This is a genomic window from Microbispora sp. ATCC PTA-5024 (assembly GCF_000511135.2).
Lineage (GTDB): Bacteria > Actinomycetota > Actinomycetes > Streptosporangiales > Streptosporangiaceae > Microbispora > Microbispora corallina.
Genome location: NZ_KI866522.1, coordinates 175,587 through 201,437, shown reverse-complemented (window position 1 = coordinate 201,437; position 25,851 = coordinate 175,587). Strand labels below are relative to the sequence as shown.

19 protein-coding genes and 1 pseudogene are annotated in these 25,851 nt (G+C 72.5%); 4 read left to right on the top strand and 16 right to left on the bottom strand.

Going from position 1 to position 25,851, the window contains the following annotated elements:
• Both MPTA5024_RS41715 and MPTA5024_RS00870 read right to left on the bottom strand, forming a co-directional pair.
• Positions 1–628: pseudogene (locus MPTA5024_RS41715) on the bottom strand (FHA domain-containing protein); the annotation flags it as partial.
• Between the two features lie 220 nt (positions 629–848).
• On the bottom strand, positions 849–1,979 hold the full coding sequence (locus tag MPTA5024_RS00870) for a site-2 protease family protein (protein WP_036318708.1): 1,131 nt from the start codon (positions 1,977–1,979) through the stop codon (positions 849–851).
• 183 nt (positions 1,980–2,162) lie between these two features.
• Between MPTA5024_RS00870 and MPTA5024_RS00865 the strand changes: the two genes are divergently transcribed.
• The 3 genes from MPTA5024_RS00865 to MPTA5024_RS00855 all read left to right on the top strand — a co-directional run bounded on the left by MPTA5024_RS00865 (position 2,163) and on the right by MPTA5024_RS00855 (position 5,094).
• Positions 2,163–3,026 carry a RecB family exonuclease gene (locus tag MPTA5024_RS00865; protein ID WP_036318705.1) on the top strand — a complete coding sequence of 288 codons (864 nt, stop codon included), beginning with the start codon at positions 2,163–2,165 and terminating at the stop codon, positions 3,024–3,026.
• Positions 3,027–3,164: 138 nt separating this feature from the next.
• Positions 3,165–4,367 (top strand): sensor histidine kinase, encoded by a 1,203-nt coding sequence (locus MPTA5024_RS00860; RefSeq protein WP_036318702.1) that lies wholly within the window; start codon positions 3,165–3,167, stop codon positions 4,365–4,367.
• A gap of 43 nt (positions 4,368–4,410) precedes the next feature.
• On the top strand, positions 4,411–5,094 hold the full coding sequence (locus MPTA5024_RS00855) for a response regulator (protein WP_036318699.1): 684 nt from the start codon (positions 4,411–4,413) through the stop codon (positions 5,092–5,094).
• 226 nt (positions 5,095–5,320) lie between these two features.
• Here MPTA5024_RS00855 and MPTA5024_RS00850 read toward each other — a convergent pair whose 3' ends face one another.
• From MPTA5024_RS00850 to metH, 8 genes are all read right to left on the bottom strand, one after another.
• Complete coding sequence (locus MPTA5024_RS00850; protein WP_036318696.1) at positions 5,321–6,382, bottom strand: ABC transporter ATP-binding protein; 1,062 nt, start codon at positions 6,380–6,382, stop codon at positions 5,321–5,323.
• Positions 6,379–7,404 (bottom strand): ABC transporter ATP-binding protein, encoded by a 1,026-nt coding sequence (locus tag MPTA5024_RS00845; RefSeq protein WP_036318693.1) that lies wholly within the window; start codon positions 7,402–7,404, stop codon positions 6,379–6,381. The genes MPTA5024_RS00850 and MPTA5024_RS00845 overlap by 4 nt, the downstream gene beginning before the upstream one ends.
• Positions 7,401–8,420 carry an ABC transporter permease gene (locus MPTA5024_RS00840; protein ID WP_036318692.1) on the bottom strand — a complete coding sequence of 340 codons (1,020 nt, stop codon included), beginning with the start codon at positions 8,418–8,420 and terminating at the stop codon, positions 7,401–7,403. Before MPTA5024_RS00840 ends, MPTA5024_RS00845 begins: the two co-directional genes overlap by 4 nt.
• A gap of 95 nt (positions 8,421–8,515) precedes the next feature.
• Positions 8,516–10,300, bottom strand: a complete 1,785-nt coding sequence (locus tag MPTA5024_RS00835; protein ID WP_036318689.1) for an ABC transporter substrate-binding protein — start codon at positions 10,298–10,300, stop codon at positions 8,516–8,518.
• Between the two features lie 53 nt (positions 10,301–10,353).
• Positions 10,354–11,349: an ABC transporter permease gene (locus tag MPTA5024_RS00830; RefSeq protein WP_036318687.1), complete on the bottom strand. Its 996-nt coding sequence runs from the start codon at positions 11,347–11,349 to the stop codon at positions 10,354–10,356.
• 306 nt (positions 11,350–11,655) lie between these two features.
• Positions 11,656–12,138 (bottom strand): hypothetical protein, encoded by a 483-nt coding sequence (locus tag MPTA5024_RS00825; protein ID WP_036318685.1) that lies wholly within the window; start codon positions 12,136–12,138, stop codon positions 11,656–11,658.
• 81 nt (positions 12,139–12,219) lie between these two features.
• Positions 12,220–12,861: an HAD family hydrolase gene (locus MPTA5024_RS00820; RefSeq protein WP_036318683.1), complete on the bottom strand. Its 642-nt coding sequence runs from the start codon at positions 12,859–12,861 to the stop codon at positions 12,220–12,222.
• 87 nt (positions 12,862–12,948) lie between these two features.
• Positions 12,949–16,413 carry a methionine synthase gene (gene metH, locus MPTA5024_RS00815; protein WP_036318680.1) on the bottom strand — a complete coding sequence of 1,155 codons (3,465 nt, stop codon included), beginning with the start codon at positions 16,411–16,413 and terminating at the stop codon, positions 12,949–12,951.
• A 199-nt stretch (positions 16,414–16,612) separates the two neighbouring features.
• Here metH and MPTA5024_RS00810 point away from each other — a divergent pair, with 199 nt between their 5' ends.
• Positions 16,613–17,467: a PAC2 family protein gene (locus MPTA5024_RS00810; protein ID WP_036318679.1), complete on the top strand. Its 855-nt coding sequence runs from the start codon at positions 16,613–16,615 to the stop codon at positions 17,465–17,467.
• Between the two features lie 109 nt (positions 17,468–17,576).
• Here the strand turns inward: MPTA5024_RS00810 and MPTA5024_RS00805 are convergent, their stop codons facing one another.
• From MPTA5024_RS00805 to MPTA5024_RS00780, 6 genes are read right to left on the bottom strand one after another with little or no spacing between them, the layout of a single operon-like run.
• Complete coding sequence (locus MPTA5024_RS00805) at positions 17,577–18,335, bottom strand: sirohydrochlorin chelatase (protein WP_036318676.1); 759 nt, start codon at positions 18,333–18,335, stop codon at positions 17,577–17,579.
• Positions 18,332–19,495, bottom strand: coding sequence for a uroporphyrinogen-III synthase (locus MPTA5024_RS00800; protein WP_051457568.1), 1,164 nt, complete (start codon positions 19,493–19,495; stop codon positions 18,332–18,334). Before MPTA5024_RS00800 ends, MPTA5024_RS00805 begins: the two co-directional genes overlap by 4 nt.
• Positions 19,492–19,851 carry a nitrite reductase small subunit NirD gene (nirD, locus tag MPTA5024_RS00795; protein WP_036318674.1) on the bottom strand — a complete coding sequence of 120 codons (360 nt, stop codon included), beginning with the start codon at positions 19,849–19,851 and terminating at the stop codon, positions 19,492–19,494. The genes MPTA5024_RS00800 and nirD overlap by 4 nt, the downstream gene beginning before the upstream one ends.
• Positions 19,848–22,301 carry a nitrite reductase large subunit NirB gene (gene nirB / locus MPTA5024_RS00790; protein WP_036318671.1) on the bottom strand — a complete coding sequence of 818 codons (2,454 nt, stop codon included), beginning with the start codon at positions 22,299–22,301 and terminating at the stop codon, positions 19,848–19,850. Before nirB ends, nirD begins: the two co-directional genes overlap by 4 nt.
• A complete protein-coding gene (locus MPTA5024_RS00785) occupies positions 22,298–23,698 on the bottom strand; it encodes an FAD-dependent oxidoreductase (protein ID WP_036318669.1) in 1,401 nt (466 codons plus the stop codon). The genes nirB and MPTA5024_RS00785 overlap by 4 nt, the downstream gene beginning before the upstream one ends.
• A complete protein-coding gene (locus MPTA5024_RS00780) occupies positions 23,695–25,806 on the bottom strand; it encodes a molybdopterin oxidoreductase family protein (RefSeq protein WP_051457567.1) in 2,112 nt (703 codons plus the stop codon). Before MPTA5024_RS00780 ends, MPTA5024_RS00785 begins: the two co-directional genes overlap by 4 nt.
• Positions 25,807–25,851 lie beyond the last annotated feature (45 nt).

The window sequence follows — 25,851 nt, the reverse complement described above, 5'->3', positions numbered from 1 at the left end:
CCGGGCCGGGCGGCGGGGGCGGCGGCGGCACCACCGGGCCGCGGGCCCCGATGGGCTCCGGCGCCCCGAACTGCGGGTGCTGCTGCTGGTGCTGGCCCTGCGGCGGCCGGGGCGGCAGCGGCGGGAACGCGAGGTCCCCCGCCTGGGTGAAGTCGCATTCGAGGCCGGCTCCGGTGACCACCCCGCCGTCGAGGCGGGCGTAGGGGCTCGACGGGCCGGCGTTGGGGAGGCGGAGCTCGATGCGGGAGACCGGGCCGTTGACGAGCCGGTCGGTCCACGTGAGGGCGTCGCGGCCGGCCAGCCGGACCTCGCCGTCGGGGCCGCCCTGGACGCTGGCGAACGCGGCTCCGCTGACGAGCACGGCGACGCCGCCGCCCGCAGGGCCCGCGACGGCGCAGGCGACCGGCTCACCGCCGATCGACCGGTCCATCGCCCGGGCGAGGACCCCGGCCACCCGGCGGGCGAGCGCCCGGCCGTCACCGCCCGTCGTGGCCGTGTCGCTCAGCGCGCGCAGCAGCTCGTCCACCGCCTGGTCGCCGGCGGCGCACACGAGCAGCAGATTGTTCAGATGGGCGACCACGCCCTCCCCCGGCAGCGGGCGGACCACCCCCACGCCCTGTTCCGTCACAGAACTCTCCCTCCGGAAACGCCACCGGATGACCGGCACCCTCGTCGGCACCACCGTGTGCCGGATCGATCACCCCAGAACGTAGCAAAAAGAGCGGTGAACCGGCCTTCCGGAGCTGGGCGTACCAGACCGTGCGGCCGTCGGCCCTGGTCTCGACGCACCCTGCGCCGACGCCACACTAGTCCCCGCCGGGCGGGAAGACGAGGGGGTGGGCGGGCCGTCAGACACCGGTGAACATGCGGTTGACGTCCGCGGTGGCGAGCACGCCGTAGATCTCGCCGCCCCGCTCGACGAGCAGGTACTCCGCCGCCGGGGTGCCTCGCATGGCGTCGAGCAGCGACTCCCCCTCCAGGTCGGCGCCGAGCACGAGCGAGGGCTCCAGGCTGCGGGCGACCGAGCCGACGGTCACCCAGGGGCGGCGGTGCTCGGGGGTGGCGTTCACGGCGGCCTCGTTGACGATGCCGATCGGGTGGCCGTCGTGGTCGACCAGGACCATAGCGCCCGCGCCCGCCTCCCTGGCCCGGCGCAGCGCCTCCGACAGCGGCACCTCGGCGGTCACCGGGATGGCGCGGCGGGCCAGCAGCCGGGCGCGCAGCTGCGGCAGCCGGGCCCGCACCCGGGCCACCCGCAGCGACTGCGACGCCCCGACCCAGATGAACGAGGCGAGCACGATCGACCAGAGCATCTGCCCGAACCCGGTGTCCTGACCGGACATCAGGTTGAGCAGCAGCGGCACCGCGACCACCGCGACGGCCACGGCCCGGCCCACCCAGGCGGCGGCCAGCGTGCCCGTGCCGGAGTCGCGGGTCACCTTCCACACGGCCGCCCGGAGCATCCGGCCGCCGTCGAGGGGCAGCCCCGGCAGCAGGTTGAACACGCCCACGATGGCGTTGGACCCCCACAGCTGCAGGACCAGCACGGAGACGATGCCCTCAGCCGGAACGGCGAACTTGTAGACCAGGAAGCCCACGGCGGCGAGCCCCAAAGACAGCAGCGGCCCGGCGAAGGCGACGTTGAACTCCCGCCCGGCTGTCTCCGGCTCGCGCTCGATTTCGGACACGCCGCCGAGCAGGTAGAGGGTGATGCGCCGCACCGGCAGGCCGTAGTGCTTGGCGACGACGCAGTGGGCGAGCTCGTGCAGGAGCACCGAGACGTACAGCAGGACGGCGAAGGCGAGCGCCACCGCGTACGTCGCGACGTCGCTGTAGCCGGGCAGGCTGTCGGCGAACACCGGCTGGAAGCTGATGGTGATGAAGGCCGCCACGATGAGCCACGTCGGGGAGACGTACACCGGGATGCCGAACGGTCGACCCATCCGCAGCCCCGGGGACGCGTTGACAGGTGTGCTCATGATGGCCGCCTTCCCTCCCTTGACCTCGATGCTACGCGCCGCGAGGTGAGATCAGCCTAAGAGCTGACGGCCCTTCCGCGTACGTCCAGGCCGGTTCGCCGCCGAGTCGGCCGTCTCCCGGCGCCGGCCCGGCCCCTGCCGTCGCGGCGCGGAGTGTCGGTCCCGTGTCCTACAGTTCCGGGCATGACCCTCGCCGAAGAGCGCTCGATCATCGGCTCGCTGTCCCCCTCCCGCGCCGGTGACTTCATGACGTGCCCGCTGCTCTACCGGTTCCGGGTCATCGACCAGCTCCCCGAGAAGCCCTCCCCCGCGGCGGTGCGAGGCACGCTCGTCCACGCCGTCCTGGAGCGGCTGTACGACCTGCCCGCCGAGGCCCGCACCGTCGCCGCCGCGCAGGACCTGCTGGAGCCGCAGTGGACGCGGCTGCTGGCCGAGGAGCCGGAGTACGGCGGGCTGTTCGCCGGCGACGAGGAGCGCGACGCCTGGCTCGCCCAGGCCCGCGGCATGGTCGAGCGCTACTTCACGCTGGAGGACCCGCAGCGGCTGGAGCCGGCCGAGCGGGAGATGTACGTCGAGACCGTGCTCGACAGCGGCCTGCTGCTGCGCGGCTACATCGACCGCCTCGACGTCGCCCCCACCGGCGAGGTCAGGGTCGTCGACTACAAGACGGGCACGGCGCCGGGGCGCGACTTCGAGGCCAAGGCGCTGTTCCAGATGAAGTTCTACGCGCTCGCGCTGTGGCGGCTGAACGGGCGGGTCCCGCGCATGCTCCAGCTCATGTACCTCGGCAACGGCGAGATCGTCCGGTACACGCCGGACGAGGCGGACCTGCGGGCCACCGAGCGTAAGGTCGAGGCCCTCTGGGCCGCCATCGAGCGCGCCCTGCGCACCCGCGAGTGGCGCGCCCGCCCCTCGCGGCTGTGCGCCTGGTGCGACCACCAGGCGCTGTGCCCAGAGTTCGGCGGCACCCCGCCCCCCGTGCCGGACCGCCGGCCCGGCCTGTCCTCCCGCGCCGGAGGCAGAAGGGCCGCCACCGACGAGCTCTGACCCCCGCCGCCCGCGCCCGGACCCGTCCCGGAGCCGGGGCCGGGCGGCCGTCGGGCCGGGAGGATCCTCCGTGGGGAGGAGCACCCATATCCCTCCCGGGCAGGGTGGACACCGCAGGCGACGGCCTAGATTTGGTACGTGCGCACCACCCCCGGCAGTCCGCGTCCCTGGCTACGAGCCCATCCCCCGGTCGCGGACTCGATCCTCGCGGTGGTGCTGACCACGGCCTCGCTGTCGTTCGTCGTCCTCGCGGGCGGCGGGTCCGCCGAGTGGCAGACGGGTGCGACACGGCCGTACGACCCGCTGGGCCTCGTGCTGGCGGCGGCCTGCACGCTGCCCGTCGCGCTGCGGCGGCGGTGGCCGTTCGTGCTGCTCCTCGCGACGATCGTCCCCCAGTGGACGCTCGACGCGATGGGGTACGACGACGGCCTCAGCGGGCTCGGCCCCCTCGTCCTGCTCTACTCGGTGGCCGCCCACCGGGGCCTGGCGCTCAGCCTCGCCGCGATCGTCGCCGACCTGCTGGCGTACGTCGTGGACGCCGGGATCGGGCGCGGGCCGATGCCGTGGACCGACCACGTGGTCGTCGTCGTGGTCGCGCTGCTGTGCTGGGTGTGCGGCAGGGCCGTCCGGCTGCGCCGCGCCTACCTGGCCGAGCTGGTGCAGCGGGCCGACCGGCTGGAGCGGGCGCGGGAGGCCGACACCCGGGCCGCGCGGGCCGAGGAGCGCTCCCGCATCGCCCGGGAGCTGCACGACGTCGTGGCCCACCACGTGAGCGTGATGACCGTGCAGGCCGCGGCGGCGCGCAAGATGCTCGACGCCGATCCCGAGGTCGCCCGCGACGCGCTCACCGCGATCGAGGAGATGGGCCGCACGGCGATGGCGGAGATGCGCAACATCGTCGGCGTGCTGCGCACCGACGGCCCGGCCGAGCTGGGGCCGCAGCCGGGCATGCAGGACCTGCCGACGCTCGTCGAGCAGATGCGCGAGGCGGGGCTGCGCACCCAGCTGTGGGTGGAGGGCGAGCGGCGGGGGCTGCCGCCGGGCATCGACCTGGCCGCCTACCGCCTCGTGCAGGAGGCGCTCACGAACAGCCTGCGGCACGCCGGCCCGGCCGCCCGGGCCTGGGTGACCGTGCGGCACGAGCAGAACGAGTTGTCCGTCCACGTCGAGGACGACGGGCACGGCGGCGCCGACGGCCCCGCGCGGGTCGCGGGGAAGGGCCACGGCCTGGTGGGCATCAGGGAGCGCGTGGCGCTCTATGGTGGAGTCCTGCGGATCGGCCCCCGGAGCGGGGGCGGGTTCGAGGTCAGGGCCCGATTCCCCCTCAAGGACAGACCATGACGATCAACGTGCTCCCCCACGCCCGCCGGACGGCGGCCCGCGCATGACGATCCGGGTGCTGCTTGTCGACGACCAGCCGCTGCTGCGCACGGGGTTCCGCTTCATCCTGGAGGCGGAGCCGGACGTCACGGTCGTCGGCGAGGCCGGCGACGGGGCGATGGCGATGGAGCAGTCGCGCGCCCTGCTGCCCGACGTCGTGCTGATGGACGTCCGGATGCCGGGGACGGACGGCATCGAGGCCACCCGCCGCATCGTGCGGGAGGCGGCGCCGACGGCGCACGTGCCGAAGGTGCTCGTGCTGACGACGTTCGACCTGGACGAGTACATCGTCGAGGCCCTGCGGGCGGGCGCCAGCGGGTTCCTGCTCAAGGACGTGCCGCCGGACGATCTGGTGCAGGCGATCCGGGTGGTGGCGGCCGGGGACGCGATCGTGGCGCCGAGCGTCACCCGGCGGCTGCTGGACAGGTTCGCCACGCGGCTGCCCTCCGCGCACCAGCAGGCGACGCCCGCCCGGCTCGACCGGCTGACCGAGCGCGAGCTCGAGGTGCTCCGCCTGATCGCCAGGGGCATGTCGAACGCGGAGATCGCCGCCGAGCTGGTCGTCAGCGAGACGACCGTGAAGACCCACGTCGGCAACGTCCTGACGAAGCTGGGACTGCGCGACCGGGTGCAGGCGGTCGTGCTGGCCTACGAGACCGGGCTGATCATCCCGGGGGCCTTCTCCTAGCGGCTCCGCCCGGCGCTCCCCGCGACCGGGGCGGCCCGCCCGGCCTACTCCCAGGGGAGGAGGCCGGGCGCCCGGCGTCCTGCCGTGGGCGCAGGCGAGGACGGTCCCGCAGGCCGATCCCCGGCCCCGGCCGGGCCCGATAGCGTTCCGGTGTGGGCGCCGCCGGTACGGCTTCCGCGGACCGTCTGGGGGGAGGACAGCGGAAGCCGTACCGGCGGAGACGCGCTCAGTCCGCCGCGGCCGCGGTCGCGCCGGACGCGGCCGAGCCCGTGGCGGCTGGCGCGTTCTCCGGGAAGTGGCAGGCGACCTGGTGGCCGGCCGCGAGCGTCTCCAGCGGCGGTTCGACGGTCCGGCAGATCTCCTGGGCCTTCCAGCAGCGGGTGTGGAAGCGGCACGCCGGCGGCGGGTTCAGCGGCGACGGCACGTCGCCCTGCAGCCGGATCCGCTCCCGCTCGGTCCGCCGCTTGGGGTCGGGGATCGGGACGGCCGACAGCAGCGCGTTCGTGTACGGGTGCATCGGCGAGTCGTACAGGCTCTTGCGCTCCGCCAGCTCGACGATCTTGCCGAGGTACATGACCGCGACGCGGTCGCTGATGTGCCGGACCACCGACAGGTCGTGCGCGATCACCACGTAGGTGAGGTCGAGCTCGCTCTGCAGGTCCTCCAGCAGGTTGACCACCTGGGCCTGGATCGACACGTCCAGCGCGGAGACCGGCTCGTCCGCGATGATCAGCTTCGGCTTGAGCGCCAGCGTCCTGGCGATGCCGATGCGCTGCCGCTGGCCGCCGGAGAACTCGTGCGGGTAGCGGTTGTAGTGCTCGGGGTTGAGCCCGACCAGCTCCAGGATCTCCTGGACCGCCTTCTTCGTGCCCTGCTCGGTCTTGATGCCCTGGATCCGGAACGGCGCGCCGACGATGGCGCCGACAGTGTGCCGGGGGTTCAGCGAGCTGTAGGGGTCCTGGAAGATCATCTGCACGTCGCGGCGCAGCGGCCGGATGCGGCCCTGCGACATGTGCGTGATGTCCTGCCCCTCGAAGACGACCTTCCCGCCGGTCGGCTCGATGAGCCGGGTGATCAGGCGGCCGGTGGTCGTCTTGCCGCAGCCCGACTCCCCCACCAGGCCGAGGGTCTCGCCCTTGACCACGTCGAAGCTGATGCCGTCGACCGCCCTGACCGCGCCGACCTGCCGTTTGAGCAGGCCCTTGGTGACCGGGAAGTGCTTCTCCAGCCCCTGCACGGACAGCAGCGGCTCGCCGTCGGCGATGGCGGGCTCGCTCGGGGCGGTCATGAGGCCTCCAGGGTGGGCTTGATCTCGTTCTCCCAGATGGCGCGCCGGACGTCGCGCGGCATGTGGCAGCGCACCAGGTGGCCGCCCTCGGTCTCGCGCAACTCCGGCACCTCGGTCGTCGCGCGGCCGTTCGTCCGGCCCTCGAAGGCGCAGCGGGGGTGGAAGGCGCAGCCCGCGGGCACGTTGATCAGCGAGGGCGGCGAGCCCTTGATCGGCAGAAGCCGCTCCGTGGGCTCCCGGTCGAGGCGCGGCATCGAGCCGAGCAGGCCCCACGTGTACGGGTGCTCGGGCCGCTCGAAGATGTCCTCGGTCGTGCCGTACTCCACGCACTTGCCGCCGTACATCACGAGGATGTCGTCGGACAGCTCGGCCACCACGCCGAGGTCGTGCGTGATGATGATGAGCGCGGCGTTGAAGTCGCGCTGCAGGTCGCGCATGAGGTCGAGGATCTGCGCCTGCACGGTCACGTCGAGCGCCGTGGTCGGCTCGTCGGCGATCAGCAGCTCGGGGTCGCAGCTCAGCGCCATGGCGATCATCGCGCGCTGCCGCATGCCGCCGGAGAACTCGTGGGGGTAGCTGTCGACCCGCCGGTCCGGCTGCGGGATGCCCACGCGGCCGAGCATGTCGATCGCGTGCTTGCGCGCGACCTTCTTGCTCACGTCGTTGTGGATCCGGTACGCCTCGATGATCTGGGTGCCGACCGTGTAGAAGGGGTGCATGGCGGACAGCGGGTCCTGGAAGATCATCGCCATCTTCTTGCCGCGCAGCGTCCGCACGTGCTCCTGGCTCGCGCCGACGAGCTCCTCGCCGTCGAGCCAGATCTCGCCGGAGATACGGGCGCGGCCGCCCTTGTGCAGTCCGAGGATGCCGAGGCTGGTGACGCTCTTGCCGGAGCCGGACTCCCCCACGATGCCGAGGGTCTTGCCCCGCTCGAGGGCGAACGACAGCCCGTCGACCGACTTGACCAGGCCGTCGTCGGTCGGGAAGTGGATCCGCAGGTCCTTCAGCTCGAGGAAACTCATGCCAGCCTCACCCTCGGGTCCACGACGGCGTACAGGAGGTCGACGACCAGGTTCGCGAAGACCACGAAGAACGCGGCGACGAGGACGACGCCCATGACCTTCGGGAGGTCCTGGTTGGTAATCGCGTCGATCGCGTACTTGCCGATGCCGGGCAGCGAGTAGGTGCTCTCGGTGAGCACGGCGCCGCCGAGCAGCAGGCCGAGGTCGAGGCCGAAGATCGTCAGAATCGGGGTGAGCGCGCCGCGCAGGCCGTGCTTGACCACGACGGTCCGCTCGTTGAGGCCCTTGGCCCGCGCCGTGCGGATGTAGTCCTCGTTCATCGTCTCCAGCATGCCCGCCCGCGTGAGCCGCGCGTACCCGGCGGCGTACAGGAACGCGAGCGTGACCCACGGCAGGATCAGGTCGTACGCCCAGGTGACGGGGTTCTGCTCGAACGGGGTGTAGCTGCCGCCGGGCGCGAAGATCGCGAAGGGACGGCCGTAGCTGAACAACACCAGCGAGACGATGCCGGTGAAGAAGATGGGCAGCGAGACGCCCGCCAGGGCGACGCTCATCGCGGCCCGGTCGAAGAAGCTGCCGCGTCTCAGCGCGGACAGCACGCCGGTGGCGACACCGGCGATCACCCAGATGACGGCGGCCCCTATGGCGAGCGAGACCGTGATGGGCAGCCGGTCCATGAGGTCCGGCCAGACGGGGAGCCGGGTGATGAAGGAGTACCCGAAGCACGGCGCGGGGCAGTGCTCCACGCCGGGACCGTAGTCGTAGTCCGCCCCGGCGACGATGCCCTTGGCGAACCGCCCGTACTGCACGATCAGCGGATCGTTGAAGCCCAGCTTCTCGGCCGCGATCTTGACGTCCGCCGCCGAGGCGGTGCGCCCCACGTAGCGGGTGGCCAGGCTCTCCGAGGTCGCGCCGGCCAGGCGCGGCACCAGGAAGAAGATGGCGAACGTGATGATGCTCACGATGGTGAGCATCACGACCGCCCAGATCAGCCGCCGGATGATGTATGTGACCACAGTCCCCCCGGCTCCGGGGGCCGGCCCTGCCGGACCGGCCCCCTTGCCGCGTTCACGCGTCTGTCGGATCTATCGGTTCTGCGGGATGGGCGGTGCTACTTCGCGGCGCCCATGCCGAGGTAGTCGTACATGCCGAACGCGTCGTTGACGAAGACGTTCGTCGCGTTCTTGCTGCGCGCGAGCAGGCTCTTGGCCCACAGGCCCGGCAGGATGAAGGCGTCGTCCATGACCTTCTTGTCGATCGCCGCCCACATGCCCTCACGGGCGGACTTGTCGGTCTCCTGCATCGCCTGGTCGATCATCTTGTCGACCTCCGGGTCACGGACGGAGATGTTGGAGGAGCCGCCGGTGTCCCGGATGACGCGGCTGTCGACGATCTGCTGGAGGAAGCCGAAGCCGTCGGGCCAGTCGGCCGACCAGCCGTTGAGCGCCAGGCCGATCTTGTTGTCCTTGGCGTAGCCCGGCTTGCCGGCGTACAGGGCGAAGTAGTCCGCCTGCGGGAACGGCTTCAGCGTGAGCTTGATGCCGACCCGGCTGAGGGACTGCTGCAGCGCCTCGGCGGTCGCCTTCTCCTTCGGACGCTCGGCGCGGTAGGCGATGTTCGTCTCGAAGCCGTTCGGCTGGCCGCAGGCCTGCAGGGCCTCCTTGGCCTTGGCCAGGTCGCCCTTGTTGTCCGAACCGCTCGGGTACGGGTTGATGTCCTGGTGACCCGGGATGGTGGGCGGCAGCAGGCTGGTCGCGATCTGGCCGCCGGAGAACTCGCCTCCGTACGCGGTCTGGTAGGCGGTCTTGTCCGCGGCGTACTCGATGGCCTTGCGGCAGTCGAGGTTGTCGAGCGGCGCGACGTTGCCGTTGATCGACGTGTACCAGAGGCGCGTGCTCAGCGGGTTGTCGGTGTTCGCCTTCATCGCCGGGTCGGACAGCACCCGCCCGAGGGAGGCCGGCTGCAGACCGGTGCCCGCCACGTCGACGTCGAGGTCGCCCGCGAGGACCCGGTTGTCGATGTCGTCGGCGTTGACGTTGGTCGCGACCTCGATGCTGTCCGGGAGCGCCTTGCGGTTCGGGTCGGTCGACGGGTCCCACTGGTCGTTGCGGACCAGCTTGAAGCCCTTGCCGATCTCGTTCGACTCGAACTTGTACGGGCCGGTGGAGACCACGTGCTCCTTGTACTTGGCGCCCGTGTCCTTGCTCTCCTGGACCGGCATCGTGGACGGGATCTGCGCGAAGTAGTCGAAGTTGCTCAGCGGCTGCTTGAGGTGGAAGACGATCGTCTGGTCGTCCGGCGTCTCGATCGCGCTGTCCGTGTTGACGCCCTTGGACTTGTAGGGACCCTTGTAGTCCTTCGGCAGGTCCAGGAAGTCGTTGAAGTACGTGGGCCCGTTCGGGAAGGTCTCCTTGTCGAGCGAGCGCAGCACCCCGTACTTGACGTCCTTCGACGTGACCGGCGTGCCGTCCTCGAACTTGACGCCCGGGCGGAGCTTGTACGTCCACGTCTTCGCGTCGTCGCTTGGCTTGCCCAGGTCCTGCGCGAGGTCCGGGACGAGCTGGTTGCCCTCGGCGCCGGGGGCCGCCTTGAACATCGTCAGCGAACGGCCGTACAGGCGGATGAAGTTCCACGAGTACGCGTAGTAGGTGTCGGCCGGGTCGAGGGAGTCCCAGTCGCCGGAGTTGGCGAACTTGAGGGTGCCGCCCTTCTTGTCCGACGGGTTGTACACCGCGGAGAGGGCGGCGTTGAACTGGCCGGTCGCGCCCGCCCCGGCGCCGCCGGAGGCGGCCCCTCCGGAGGCGCTCGGGCTGTTTACCGAGCCGCCGCCGCAGGCGGCCGCTCCGATGGCGAGCACGGCGCCGATGGCGGCCATGCCCAGTCTTCTTCTGTGCATCTGCAAACCCCTTGGTTATAGGAGCCGGGGACTAACGGGGAACCAGGAAGCGCTCAGCGGGCCTTCGGGTCGAGTGCGTCCCGCAGGCCGTCGCCGAACAGGTTGAACGCCAGGACCGTGATGAAGATCGCCATGCCGGGGAAGAACATGAAGTGCGGCATCGTGTAGAAGCGCACCGCGTCCGACAGCATGCCGCCCCACGTGGGAGTGGGCGGCCGCACGCCGACGCCGAGGAACGACAGCGCCGCCTCGAACAGGACGTTCGTCGGGATCAGCAGCGTCGCGTAGATGAGGATCGGCGCGACCAGGTTGGGCAGCATCTCCCGGAAGATGATGTACGGGCCTCGCGCCCCCAGGCTGCGGGCGGCGTCGACGAACTCCCGCTCGCGCAGCGACAGCGTCTGCCCGCGGATGATGCGGCCCACGTACGGCCAGTTGAAGAAGCCGATGATGAAGACCAGCAGCGCGACCCGGAGGGTGTCGCCGGCGAGGCCGAACGCCGTGTCGGGGACGATGCCCGCCAGGGCGATGGCGAAGACCAGCAGCGGGAAGGCCAGGAAGACGTCCATGGCCTTGCTGATGATCGAGTCGACCAGGCCGCCGAAGTATCCGGCCGTGACGCCGAGGAGCGTGCCGATGATCACCGACAGCAGCGTGGCGAGGAAGGCGATCAGCAGGGAGATCCGCGCCCCGTACACGACCCGGCTGAAGATGTCGCGGCCGTTGACCGGCTCCAGGCCGAACAGGTGCTGGGCGCTGATGCCCGTGCCGCCCTTCGGGGCCATGGTCGAGGAGTCGATCAGGTCGGAGTTGAACTGCGTCGGGTCCTGGCCGAACGCGCCGACGATCAGCGGGGCGAACACGGCGACGAGGATCAGGACGACCACGATGAGCCCGCCGGCGAGGGCGACCTTGTCGCGCTTGAGGCGCATCCAGGCGATCTGGCCGAGCGAGCGTCCCTGGATCGCCTTCGCGCCGCCCGCCCCGTCGAGGACGCTCTCCGGCGTGGCCTCGGTCTGAGAGCCGGTGACGTCCATCGGTGCGGTCATGGAACCTCCTTCGTCGGTCCCACGACCATAGTGCTGACCATGCGTGGCGTGGCCATGAGGTGTCGGCCCCCTGGATCCCAGACGACATTGTCCGTGGGCGCCGCCTCGTAGCCGCGCCCTCTGGAACGCACAATGTATGCGCTGAGCTGGGATGACCAGTCCCCGGAGGCTCCCTGTGGCTCAACTGTGATTCATGCGAAACTCATTCGTATTGATCTTGAAGAGATTGTCGGCTTCTCGTTCCGGTTGTGTCGCGGAACTGTGACATTGCACTGGCCGGTAACTTGGTCCCGGCATGTGGGATTCTCAGCTGATCCCGCGGCGCTTGAGGATGTCCTCAATGTCCGAAAAGTCGTCGTTGGCGGCAGGCTGGGCGGCCTTGCGCTCGATCGGCCGGGTCACGTCCCGGCTTCCGGCGGCGGGCGGCGCACCGGTCCCCGCGTCCGCCGGGGCGGCGCCGCCCTTCGACCGCCGCGCGCGCGACAGCGTGCGCCCGCGCAGCGCGCCGGAGACGAAGAAGAGCACCGCCGACAGGCCCGTCAGCGCCACCCCGGCCCAGACCGACGGCGACAGGACCAGCCCGGTGACGAACGAGACGGCGGCCGAGCCGATGGTCCACAGCGTGCGCAGCGCGCCGGTGAGATAGGCCGCGAGCGGCAGCAGCGCCCAGGCGGTGCCGCGCAGTCCCGCGGTGGCCCCCCTGCGGCGGAACGCGAGGTAGGCCAGCGCGGCCCCCACGGCGGTCAGCCCGGCGCACAGCGGCAGCCAGGCGATCTGGTCGAATGTCATGGCGGGCCCCCTCGTCGCGGTTACCCCCATCCTGGCACTCCGGACGCCGGCCCGCCGGGCAGTGATCTTGACTGTTCCCGATCAGGCGACCAGCGAGCGGAGCAGGCCCAGGTCGACGTCCACGAGGGACGGCATGACCAGCCGCCCGGGGGCGGCCGCGATCGGCAGCACGCTCGGCACCGCCACCACCCGGCACCCGGCCGCCGTCGCCGAGGCGACGCCGTTCGGGGAGTCCTCCAGCACCACGCAGCGGCCCGGCTCGACCGCCAGCAGAGCCGCCGCCGTCAGGTACGGCTCCGGGTGGGGCTTGGTGCGGACGACGTCGTCGGCCGTCACGACCACCTCGAAGTGCTCCCGGCCGACCGCCTTCAGCACGGCGTCGGCGATGACCCGCAGGGACGAGGTGACCAGGGCCGTGCGCACCCCGTTGTCCGTGAGGTCGCGCAGCAGGTCCAGCGCGCCGGGCATGGGCACCACGCCCGTCGAGAGGCGCCGTTCCATCCCGTCGATGAGCCACTCGCCCACGAGGTCCGGGTCCACGTCCGCCCGCGTCAGCTCCATCATGTACGCGACCGTCCGCTCCCAGGAGCCCCCGACGAGCTGCTCCTGGTGCTCGGGACCCCAGGACCCCCCGAGGCGACCGACCACCTCGGTCTCGACCTCGAACCAGACCTCCTCCGTGTCGACCAGCAGTCCGTCCATGTCGAACAGAACAGCGTCCACGTGGCCCCTTCCCCCGGCGACGCCCCCGAAAAGGGGGGAGCAACATGGTAGACGGCCGCCGGAGGCCCGCCCGCGGCGCAGGGGGGCCTACACGTTGAAGTACTTGGCCTCGGGATGGTGGGCGATCAGGGCCGACGTGGCCTGTTCGGGGTGGAGCTGGAACTCCTCCGACAGCGTCACGCCGATCCGGGACGGGTCGAGCAGCCCCATCACCTGAACCTGGTCCTCCAGGTTGGGACAGGCGGGGTAGCCGAACGAGTAGCGGCAGCCGGCGATGTTCACCTTCAGCATGTCGGCCAGCGACTCGTCGCCGCCGATCCCGAGCTCCGACCGCACCCGCGCGTGCCAGTACTCCGCCAGCGCCTCCGTCAGCTGCACGGACAGGCCGTGGAGCTCCAGGTAATCGCGGTAGGCGTCCTTGGCGAACAGCTCGGCGGCGGCCTCGCTGATCCGGTTGCCCATGGTGACCACCTGGAACCCGACCACGTCGACCTCGCCGGACTCCCGGGGCCGGAAGAAGTCGGCCAGGCACAGGTGCCGGTCGCGGCGCTGCCGGGGGAAGGTGAACCGGGTCCGCTCCTTGCCCTCGTCGTCCAGGACGATCAGGCTGTCGCCCTCGCTGACGCAGGGGAAGTAGCCGTAGACGACGGCCGCCTCCAGCAGGTTCTCCGTCTGGAGCCGGTCCAGCCACATCCGCAGCCGGGGCCGTCCCTCGATCTCGACCAGCTCCTCGTACGACGGCCCGTCGCCGCCGCGGGCCGCCTTGAGGCCCCACTGGCCCATGAACGTCGCCCGCTCGTCGAGGAAGGCCGCGTAGTCGGCCAGCGGGATGCCCTTCACGATCCGGTCGCCCAGGAACGGCGGCGTGGGCACGGGGTTGTCGGCCGCCACGTCGGAGCGGGCCGGCAGGTCCTCCTCGGCCGTCCGCCTGAGCACGGCCCCCGTCTTCACCCGCCGCTCGCGCAGGGGCGGCAGCGTCGCGCCGTCCTCGCCGCGCTTGACCGCCATGAACGCGTCCATCAGCCGCAGGCCCTCGAAGGCGTCCCTGGCGTAGCGGACCTCGCCCTGGTAGAGGTCGGCCAGGTCCTGCTCGACGTACGCGCGGGTGAGCGCGGCGCCCCCGAGCAGCACGGGGAAGCGGCCGGCGATGCCCCGGGAGTTCATCTCTTCGAGGTTCTCCTTCATCACGACCGTCGACTTCACCAGCAGGCCGGACATGCCGATCACGTCGGCCCTGTTCTCCTCGGCGGCCTCCAGGATGGCCGAGACCGGCTGCTTGATGCCGAGGTTCACCACGTCGTAGCCGTTGTTGGACAGGATGATGTCGACGAGGTTCTTGCCGATGTCGTGGACGTCGCCCTTGACCGTGGCCAGCACGATGCGGCCCTTGGAGTCGCCCTCGACCCGGTCCATGTACGGCTCCAGGTAGGCCACGGCCGTCTTCATGACCTCGGCCGACTGGAGCACGAACGGCAGCTGCATCTGGCCCGACCCGAACAGCTCGCCGACCGTCTTCATGCCGTCGAGCAGGACGTCGTTGATGATCTCCAGAGCGGGGCGCTGGGCCAGGGCCTCGTCGAGGTCGGCCTCCAGGCCCTTGCGCTCGCCGTCCACGATGCGCCGCTTGAGCCGCTCCCACAGCGGCAGCCCGGCCAGCTCGGCCGCCTTGCCCGCCTTCATGGACGCGGCGTCGACGCCCTCGAACAGCTCCATGAACCGCTGCAGCGGGTCGTACCCGTCGCGGCGGCGGTCGTACACGAGGTCGAGCGCGACCTGCCGCTGCTCGTCGGGGATGCGTGCCATCGGCAGGATCTTGGACGCGTGCACGATGGCCGAGTCGAGCCCCGCGTTCACGCACTCGTTGAGGAAGACCGAGTTGAGCACCATGCGGGCGGCCGGGTTGAGGCCGAACGACACGTTCGACAGGCCGAGCGTGGTCTGCACGGCCGGGTAGCGGCGCTTGAGCTCGCGGATCGCCTCGATCGTCTCGATGGCGTCGCGGCGGGTCTCCTCCTGCCCGGTGGCGATGGGGAACGTGAGGCAGTCGACGATGATGTCCTCGACCCGCATCCCCCAGTTGCGGACGAGGTCCTCGATGAGGCGGACCGCGACGCGGACCTTCCACTCGGCCGTGCGGGCCTGGCCCTCCTCGTCGATCGTCAGCGCGACCACGGCCGCGCCGTGCTCCCTGACCAGCCGCATCACCTTCGTGAAGCGGGAGTCGGGCCCGTCGCCGTCCTCGTAGTTGACGGAGTTGACGATGGCCCTGCCGCCGAGCATCTCCAGGCCGGCCTCGATCACGGGCGGCTCGGTCGAGTCGATCACGATCGGCAGCGTGGACGCCGTGGCGAACCGGAAGGCCAGCTCCTTCATGTCGGTCACGCCGTCGCGGCCCACGTAGTCGACGCACAGGTCGAGCATGTGCGCGCCGTCGCGGGCCTGGGCCCGGGCGATCTCGACGCACTCCTCGTAGTTGCCGTCGAGCATCGCCTCGCGGAACGCCTTGGAGCCGTTGGCGTTGGTCCGCTCGCCGATCGCGAGGTAGGAGGTGTCCTGCCGGAACGGCACGTGCTGGTAGAGCGACGCCGCGCCGGCTTCGGGGCGGGGACGGCGCGTGCCCCTGGGACGGCCGCCCACGCGCTCCACAACCTGCCGCAGGTGCTCGGGGGTGGTGCCGCAGCAGCCGCCCACCAGCGCGAGCGCGTAGTCGCGGGTGAACGCGTCGTGGGCGTCGGCCAGCTCGCCGGGGCTGAGCGGGTAGTAGGCGCCGTCGGAGGTGAGCTGCGGCAGCCCGGCGTTCGGCATGCACGACAGCGGCAGCCGCGAGTGGCGGGCCAGGTAGCGCAGGTGCTCGCTCATCTCCGTGGGCCCGGTGGCGCAGTTGAGGCCGATCAGGTCGACGCCGAGCGGCTCGATCGCGGTGAGCGCGGCGCCGATCTCCGAGCCGAGCAGCATGGCGCCGTTGGTCTCGATGGTGACCTGCGTGATGATCGGCACGTCCCGCCCGGCCGCCTCGATGGCCCGCTTCGCCCCGACAACGGCGGCCTTGACCTGCAGCAGGTCCTGGCAGGTCTCGATGATCAGGGCGTCCGCGCCGCCCGCGATCAGGCCGGCGGCGTTGTCCCGGTAGGCGTCCCGCAGCGTCTCGTACGGCAGGTGGCCGAGCGTCGGCAGCTTCGTCCCCGGGCCCATCGAGCCGAGCACGAACCGCGGCCTGTCCTTCGTGGACCACTCGTCGGCCTGCTCGCGGGCCAGGCGCGCCCCGGCCTCGGACAGCTCGAAGATCCGGTCGGCGATGCCGTACTCCCCCAGCGCCGCACGGTTGGCGTTGAAGGTGTTGGTCTCCACGCAGTCGACGCCGACGGCCAGGTAGGCGTCGTGGACGGCGCGCACGATGTCGGGACGGCTCACGTTGAGCACGTCGTTGCAGCCCTCGTGGCCCTGGAAGTCGTCGAGCGTGGGGTCGTAGGACTGCAGCATCGTCCCCATGGCTCCGTCGGCGATCAGAGTTCGCTCGGACAGCACTTCGCGGAAGGACGGTCTGCTGGTCATGGGAGCAAGACTATCGGCCCCGCGACGCGGATCCTTTGCCCTGATTGCGCTACAGGCGGAAGGCCCGGTCCCGGCGGCGTTCCCGCCGCTCGCGCGCACCACGCCGGACGGCCGCGCCGCGGGGAGTGACGCCCGGCCCTCCTCACCGAATAGTCTTGGGGTGAGCCATACTGCAGTGGGCCAACGAGGGAGGCGGCGCGTGATCGAGTTCGAAGGGCTCCCCGAGCTCGTCGACCCGGTGCTGATCGCCGCGTTCGAAGGGTGGAACGACGCGGGCGAGGCGTCCAGCGGCGTGCTGGCGCACCTCGAGACGGAGTGGAAGGCCACCCCCCTCGTCGAGCTCGACCCCGAGGACTACTACGACTTCCAGGTGACGCGGCCGATCGTGGAGATGGGCGACGGGCTCACCCGGTCGATCGTGTGGCCGACCACCCGGCTGCTGCTGGCCCGCCCCCCGGGCGCCAAGCGCGACGTCGTCCTCCTGCGCGGCATCGAGCCCAACATGCGGTGGCGGTCGTTCTGCGCCGAGATCGTCGGCCTGTGCCACGACCTGGGCGTCGACCTGGCGATCCTGCTGGGCGCGCTGCTCAACGACTCGCCGCACACCCGGCCGGTTCCGATCGTCGGCTCGGTGAGCGACCCCGGCATGGCCCGGGCGCTCAACCTGGAGCTCACCAAGTACGAGGGCCCGACGGGCATCGTGGGCGTCCTGCAGCACACGCTCGGCGGCGCCGGGGTGCGGACCGTGTCCCTGTGGGCGTCGGTCCCCCACTACGTGGCGCAGCCGCCGAACCCGAAGGCCACGCTGGCGCTGCTGCGCCGGATCGAGGACATGCTCGACATCCCCATGCCGTACGGCGACCTGGCGGAGGAGGCCCGCGCCTGGGAGCACGGGGTCGACGAGCTGGCCGCCCAGGACACCGAGGTGGCCGAGTACGTGCGGGAGCTGGAGGAGCGCAAGGACGCGGCCGAGCTGCCCGAGGCGAGCGGGGACGCGATCGCGGCCGAGTTCGAGCGCTACCTGCGCCGCCGCGACCGCGGCACCGACCGCTGACGTCCGCCGCCCGGCCGGACGCTTCACACGCGCCGGCGCCCGCCGCCTCTCAGGAGACGGCTTCTCAGGACACGCCTTCTCCGTACACGCCCTCTCAGCGGACGGCTTCTCAGGAGACGACGCGCAGCGCGCGGTGGGCGGCTGCCCGGACGGCGGCCGGGCGCTCCAGGGCCTCGTCGTACCGGGTCCAGACCAGGGCGGCCACGTTCTCGTCGGCGCCGATGGGCGCGCTGACCAGGTCGGCGCCGGCGTCGATCAGCCGGTCGTGGAAGTGGCCGGGCGCCAGCAGGTAGGACGCCACCGCGATGCGGGGCGCCAGCCCCTCCCTCGCGCGCCGCAGCGCCTCCTCCAGGCCCGGGGCGCCGGCCGACGCGTACGCGGCCGTGACGGGCCGCGAGAGCCGTACGGACAGCAGGCGGGCGGCGGCGCGCACGTCCTCCAGGGCCGCCGGGTCGGACGAGCCGGCCGCGCCGAGGACGACGGTGTCGCACGACCGCAGCCCGGCCGCGGCCAGCCGGCGGGCCAGCACGGACGTGAGCAGCGGGTGGGGACCGAGCTGCCCGGCCACCACGGCGTCCGGCCGGGTGCGGGCCACGACGGCGGGCAGGTCGATGTGCACGTGGTACCCGCCGGCCAGCAGCAGCGGGACCACGACCACCGGTCCCGGCACCTCGGCGAGCACGCCGGCGAGCGGGGGCTCGCTGATCTCAAGGAATCCCAGCTCCACGCGGCGGCCCGGGCGGGCCCGGCGGACCCGCGCGGCCAGGGACTCCATGACGGACTCCCAGTGGCCGCTGCGGGCGCCGTGGGCGGCCAGCACCAGCGCCGGGGCGGCCTCGGCGCGCCCCCGCGCCTGGCGTGCCGTCATCGCTCGTCCCGGCCGCAGGCCAGGCGGTAGCCGCGCTTCACCACGGTCTCGACGATCCCGGCGGGGCCGAGGGCGCGGCGCAGGCGGGTGATGGCCATCTCGACCGCGTGCTCGGCCGAGTCGCGCGAGGGGCCGCCGGGGAGCACGACCCGCAGGTCGGCCCGGGCCACCACGTGCCCGGGCCGCTCGGCGAGCCGCTTCAGCACGGCCATCGGGGCCGGCGGGAGCGGCTTCAGGTCGCCGTCGACGGCGACCGCGTGGCCGCGGATCTCCAGCTCGTGACCGCCCGCGACCAGCCGGGTGACACTGTTGGCGGGCAGGTGGCGGGCGAGCGTGCGGGCGAGGGCGCCGAGCCGGGCCCGGTCCGGCTGGACCGCCCGGACCCCTCGGGAGGTCAGGGGCCCAGCGGTGACCGGGCCGACGCAGGCCGCCACGACCCGGGTGTCGAACGCCGCCAGCAGGGCGTCCTCGAGGCCGTCGGCGCGGGCCGCCTGGAGCATGGCCAGCACGGCCGGCGCGCTGGTGAAGGCCACCGCGTCCACGGCCCCCGTGACGGCCTGGCTGACCAGGCGGCGCAGCGGGGAGGTGTCGCGGTAGGGCAGCCACCGGTACACGGGCACCTCGATGACCTCGGCGCCTCCGTCGCGCAGCGCGGCGACGAAGCCGGTCAGCGGCTCGCCGTGGAGCTGCACGGCGATGCGGCGGCCGCGCAGGTCCTGGGCGAGCAGGTACTGCTTCACCTCCTCGCACGACTCGGTCGCCGGGGTCCAGAAGTCGGCCAGCCCGGCGGCCCGGACCGCTCCCCTGGCCTTGGGGCCGCGGGCGAGCAGCCGGGCCTTGCCGAGGTGGGCGTTCAGGTCCGAGGACAGGCCCCATCCCTCGGCGGCGGCCATCCAGCCGCGGAAGCCGACGCCCGTGGTGATCACCACGTCGTCCACCGGCGCCTGCAGGCAGGCCCGGGTGGCCGCGAGCAGGCCGGTGTCCTCGGCGAGCGGCACGATGCGGATCGCGGGGGCCCGCACCACCCGCGCGCCGCGCCGTTCCAGCAGCGCCGACAGCTCCTCGCTGCGGCGCGTCGCGGTCACCCCGATCGTGAACCCGGCGAGCGCGTCGGGGGCCGTCTCGAGGGTGACCACGGGTTCGTCCAGCAGCGCGGTCATGCCACGCTCACCTCCACGTTCCCGTCCGTGACCCGGACGGGGTAGGTCGGCACGGCGATGTCCGGGTCGTCCACGGACACCCCCGTGACCAGTGAGAACACCTGCTTGTGCATCGGCGACGCGACGGTCGGCTCGCCGTTCCTGGTGCCGACGATGCCGCGCGACAGCACGTACGCGCCGCTGAACGGGTCGTGGTTGCCCAGCGCGTACAGCGCGCCGTCGAAGGTGCGGAAGACCGCCACCTGCCTGTCGTCCACCAGCACCGCCACGCCCCGCTCGGGGAGCAGTTCGGTGTACGGGCAGACCTGGGTCCATTCGCGCCTGCCGGCCGGGGGGGCCGTCTCGAGCACGGTCATCGCGGTGCCACCTCCAGAGGGATGAACACGGGCTTGATCTGGTCGCGTTCGGTCTCGAACGAGATCGAGGGGTCGGGGACGTCCGGGGCGTTGACGAAGCTGACGAACCTGCGCAGCTTCTCGGGGTCCTCGATGGCGGCCCGCCACTCGTCGGCGTACGTCGCGACGTGCCGCTCCATCTGGGCGTCGAGGTCGGCGCAGATCCCCAGCGAGTCGTCGACGATGACGGCCCGGAGGTAGTCGAGGCCGCCGTCCAGGCTCTCCAGCCAGGTCGCGGTCCGCTGCAGCCGGTCGGCGGTGCGGATGTAGAACATCAGGAACCTGTCGATGGCGCGGACCAGGTCGTCGGTGCTCAGGTCGGCGGCGAGCAGGTCGGCGTGCCGGGGCCGGAAGCCCCCGTTGCCGCCGACGTACAGGTTCCAGCCCTGCTCGGTCGCGATGACGCCGAAGTCCTTCGACCGGGCCTCGGCGCACTCCCGGGCGCAGCCCGACACGGCCGCCTTGAGCTTGTGCGGCGAGCGCAGCCCGCGGTAGCGCAGCTCCAGGGCGATGGCCAGGCCGACCGAGTCCTGCACGCCGTAGCGGCACCACGTGGACCCGACGCACGACTTCACCGTGCGCAGCGCCTTGCCGTACGCATGGCCGGATTCGAAGCCGGCGTCCACGAGCCGCCGCCAGATGCGGGGAAGCTGCTCGACGCGGGCGCCGAGCAGGTCGATCCGCTGCCCTCCGGTGATCTTGGTGTAGAGGCCGAAGTCGCGGGCCACCTCGCCGATCACGATGAGCTTCTCCGGGGTGATCTCGCCTCCGGGGATGCGCGGGACGACCGAGTAGGTGCCGTTCTTCTGGATGTTGGCCAGGAAGTGGTCGTTGGTGTCCTGCAGCGCGGCCTGCTCCCCGTCGAGGATGTGGCCGTTGCCGAGGGAGGCGAGGATCGAGGCCACCGCCGGTTTGCAGATGTCGCAGCCGCGCCCGCTGCCGTGCTCGGCGATGAGCTGGGAGAACGTGGTGATGCCGCGGACCAGGACGATGTCGAACAGCTCGGCCCTGCTGTACGCGAAGTGCTCGCACAGCGCCTTGCTGACCTCGACGCCGGACGTCACGAGGAGCTGCTTCAGCATCGGCACGCAGCTTCCGCAGGTGGTGCCGGCCCGGGTGCAGTCCTTGATGCCCTGGACGTCGGTCAGGCCCTTGTCCGCGATGGCCGAGCAGATCCGGCCCTTCGTGACGTTGTTGCACGAGCAGACCTGGGCGTCGTCCGGCAGGTCGAGCTGGGCCGAGCCGGCACCGGCGAAAAGCAGGTCGTGCGGGGCCGCCGGGAGCGGCTTGCCCACGAAGGGCCGCAGCGCGCTGTACGGCCCGGCGTCGCCGACGCAGATCCCGCCCAGCAGCGTCTTGGCGTCGTCGCTGATGAACAGCCTCTTGTAGATGCCGGCCACCGGGTCCATGTAGGTGACGTCGAGCGCGCCCGACATCGCCCCGAACTGCGCCACCTCCACGCCGAGGAGTTTCAGCTTGGTGGACATGTCGGCGCCCTCGAAGACCGCCGGGCCGCCCAGGATCCGGTCGGCGGCCACCTCCGCCTGCGCGAAGCACGGCCCGACGAGCCCGTAGACCATGCCGCCCGCCAGCGCGCACTCCCCGATGGCGTAGACGCGCGGGTCGGAGGTGCGCATGCCCTCGTCCACGACGACGCCGCCGCGCTCGCCCACCTCCAGGCCGCAGGCCCTGGCCAGCTCGTCGCGCGGGCGGACGCCCGCCGAGAACACCACGACCCCGGCCTCGACGACCTCGCCGTCCGGCTTGACCAGCCGCGCCACCCTGCCGTCCGGGCCCGCCTCGATCGCCGCCACCCCGGCGCCGGTGTGGATGGTCAGGCCGAGCGCCTCGATGTGGTGGCGCAGCAGCGAGCCGCCGCCCTCGTCCACCTGGCGGGGCATCAGCCACTTGCTCATCTCGACGACGTGGGTCTCCAGGCCGAGCCCGCGCAGCGCGTCGGCGGCCTCCAGCCCGAGCAGGCCGCCGCCGATGACGATGCCGGCGCCCGCGCCGCGGGAGGCCTCCCTGATGGCGTCCAGGTCCTCGATGGTGCGGTAGACGAAGCACCCGGGCAGGTCCCGCCCGGGGACCGGCGGCACGAACGGCGCCGACCCCGTGGCCAGCACCAGCACGTCGTACGGCTCGGTCTCGCCCGCCTCGGTCGTGACCGTGCGCCGCTCCCGGTCGATCGCGGTCACCCTGCCGCCGAGCCGGAGCGTCACCCCGTCGGGCACGGGGTAGGTGAGGTCCTCCACGGTCCGGCCGCTCAGGTAGGAGGTGAGCGCGACCCGGTCGTACGCGGGGCGCGGCTCCTCCCCCATCACCGTGATCGTCCCGCTGAAGCCCCGTTCCACGAGCGTCTCGGTCAGCCGGTGCGCCGTGGGGCCGTGCCCGACAACGACGAGTCTCATGCGCTCACGCCCTCCTGCTCGCACAGCCAGCCGACGATGCCCTCGACCGCGTCGCGGCAGCCGCCGCATCCGGTCGTGGCCCTCGTCGCGGCGGCTACCGCTTCGACGTCCCGCGCGCCGGACTCCCAGCACGCGCGGATCTGGCCCTTCGTCACGTTGTTGCACTGGCAGACCCGGGCCGCGTCGGGCATCCGGGTCGGGCTGTCGGCCACCGGGACGCCGCCCAGGCCGGGGAACAGCAGTCCCGCGCGGTCGAAGGGCAGCGGCCCTCCCCGGTCGAACAGCTGGGTCAGCGTGCCCACCGCCGCCGTCTCGCCCAGCAGGATCGCGCCGACCAGCCGGCCGTCGCGGATCACGAGCTTGCGGTAGGTGCCCTTGTGCCGGTGGGAGAAGCGGACGATCTCCGCCTCGTCCTCGGTCAGGTGGGTCTCGCCCATGGCGGCGAGCTCCACACTGGACGCCTTGAGCCGGGTGACCAGCCGGGAGCCGCGGTAGCGGGCCTCCTTGTCGGTCCCCGTCACCAGGTCGGCCACCACCGACGCCTGCTCCCAGGCGGGCGCCACCAGGCCGTACACGTGACCGGCGTGCTGGGCGCACTCGCCGATCGCGAAGATCGAGGGGTCGTCGGTGCGCAGCTCGTCGTCCACGACGACGCCGCGGTCCACCTCCAGGCCCGCGTCGCGGGCGAGCCCCACCACCGGGCGGACCCCGCACGCGAGCACCACGAGGTCGGCGTCCATCCGCTCGCCCGTGGACAGCTCCACGTGCCGCTCCCGTACGGCGCTCACCGTGACGCCCGTGCGGATGTCCACGCCGAGGCCGCCGAGGGTCTCCCGCAGGATGAGCCCGGCCTCCGCGTCGAGCTGGCGCTCCATCAGGTGGCCCGCCAGGTGGAGCAGCGTCACGGGGACGCCGCGCCCGGCGAGCCCCCGGGCCGCCTCGATGCCGAGCAGCCCCCCGCCGACCACCACCGCGCCGCCGGCCCGCTCCGCCGCCTCCCGGATGCGGTCGCAGTCGTCGAGCGTGCGGAACGCCGTCGCCCGTTCGACCCCGGGAATCGGCGGGACGACCGGCTCGCTGCCGGTCGCCAGCACCAGCACGTCGTACGGCTCCCGCGTCCCGTCGGCCGCGATGACGGTCCGGCAGTCGCGGTCGATCGCCGTCACCGGGACGCCGAGCCGCGCGGTCACGCCGTGGTCGGCGTACCAGCGCGGGTCGAGCAGCCGGACCTGGTCCGGGCTCGACGTGCCGGCCAGCACGTTCGACAGCAGCACCCGGTTGTACGGCTGCCATGCCTCGGCCCCGAACACCGTGATCCTCACGTCTGCGGACCGGGCGCGCACCTCGCTCACCAGACGGGCGCCGGCCATCCCGTTCCCCACCACGACGAGCCTCATGCCACCCGCTCCCCGTCGTCGCACGGCTCGACCGCCGCCGCGCACACCTTGAACTCCGGCATCCGCGACGTGGGGTCGAGGGCCGGGTTGGTGAGCAGGTTCGCGCCCTCCCAGTGGAACGGCATGAACACGGTGTCGGGACGGATGGAGGCGCTCACCCGGGCCGTGCCGACCGCGCTGCCGCGGCGGCTGCGCACCCGCACGAGGTCGCCCGGCCCGATGCCCAGCCGCTCGGCCAGGTCGGGGTGCAGCTCGACGAACACCTCGGGCGACGCCTCGGTCAGCGGCCGGATCCGCCGGGTCTGCGCGCCCGACTGGTAGTGGGCCAGCACCCGGCCGGTGGTCAGGTAGATGGGGAACTCCTCGTCCACGTCCTCGGCGGCCGGCCGGTGCTCGACCGGGACCAGCCGCGCCCGCCCGTCCGGGGTCGGGAACCGGTCGAGGAACGGCCGCGGGGTGCCGGGGTGAGGCGCGCCGCCGGGGCCGGTGTCCGGGCAGGGCCAGAACACCCCGGTCTCGGCGGCGATCCGCTCGTAGGTGATGCCCGAGTAGTCGGCGAGGCCCCCGGCCGAGGCCGCCCGGAGCTCGTCGAAGACGGTGCGCGGGTCGGCGGGGAACCGGTCGCCCCAGCCCAGCCGTTCGGCGAGGCCGCGGAGGATCTCCAGGTCGCTGCGCGCGCCCGGCGGCGGCGCGGCGGCCTGGCGGCGCAGCAGCACCCGGCCCTCCAGGTTGGTCATCGTGCCCGCCTCCTCGGCCCACTGGGTGGTGGGCAGCACGACGTCGGCCGCCGCCGCGGTCTCCGACAGCATGAAGTCGGACACCACGAGGAGGTCGAGGCCGGCCAGGCGGCGCGCGATCCGGCCCGCGTCCGGGGCCGAAACGGCCGGGTTGGAGCCGAACAGCAGCAGGGCCCTCGGCCCGCCGGGCGTGCCCAGCGCGTCGAGCAGCTCGTAGGCGGACCGTCCCGGCCCGGGCAGGTCGCCGGGGTCCACCCCCCACACGGCCGCGACGTGCTCCCGAGCCGCCGGGTCGTCGATCCTGCGGTAGCCCGGGAGCTGGTCGGCCTTCTGCCCGTGCTCCCGTCCGCCCTGGCCGTTGCCCTGGCCGGTGACGCAGCCGTACCCGGAGCCCTCACGGCCCGGCAACCCGAGCGTGAGCGCCAGGTTGATGAACGCGGTGACGGTGTCGGTGCCCTTGGCGTGCTGCTCCGCCCCGCGGCCGGTGAGGACGATCGCGCGGGGCGCCTCCCCGAGGATGCGCACGGCCTCGCGCATCCGCGCGACCGGCACCCCGGTGATCCGCTCCACCCGCTCGGGCCACCAGGCGGACACCGACGTGCGCACCTGCTCGAACCCGGTCGTGCGGGCCGCGAGGTAGCCGAGGTCGGCGTGCCCCTCGGCGATCGCGATGTGCAGCAGCCCGAGCGCGAGCGCGAGGTCGGTGCCCGGCGTCACCTGCAGGTGGAGGTCGGCCAGCCGGGCCGTCGGGGTGAGCCGGGGGTCGGTGACGACGAGCCGTCCGCCGCGCGCCCGCATCGCGGACAGGTGCCGCACGAAAGGGGGCATGGTCTCCGCGACGTTGCCACCGGCGAGCAGGACGGCGTCCGCCCGGCCGATGTCCGTGATGGGGAACGGCAGCCCGCGGTCCATGCCGAAGGCCCGGTTGGCCGCCGCGGCCGCCGACGACATGCAGAACCGCCCGTTGTAGTCGACCTGGCTGGTGCGCAGCGCCACCCGGGCGAACTTGCCCAGCAGGTACGCCTTCTCGTTGGTGAGCCCGCCGCCCCCGAACACGGCCACGGCGTCCGGCCCGTGCTCGGCCTGCAGCGCCCTGATCCGGGCGGCGGCGTAGTCGAGCGCCTCGTCCCACGGGACGGGCCGGCCGTGCAGGAGCGGGGTGGTGAGCCGTTCCGGCGACGACAGCAGCTCGGCGGCCGTCCACCCCTTCTGGCACAGGGCGCCCGCGTTGGCCGGGACGTCCTCGCGGGGCGTGATCTCGCCGCCGGCCACGTGCATGCCGCACTGCAGGGCGCAGTACGGGCAGTGCGTGGCCGAGCCCACCGGCACCCGTGACATCACAGGAGCGGGAGCGGACAGTGAGATCGGCATGGATCCGATCGTGCTTTCAGGCGGTTTCACCGCTGGGTCCCTTCT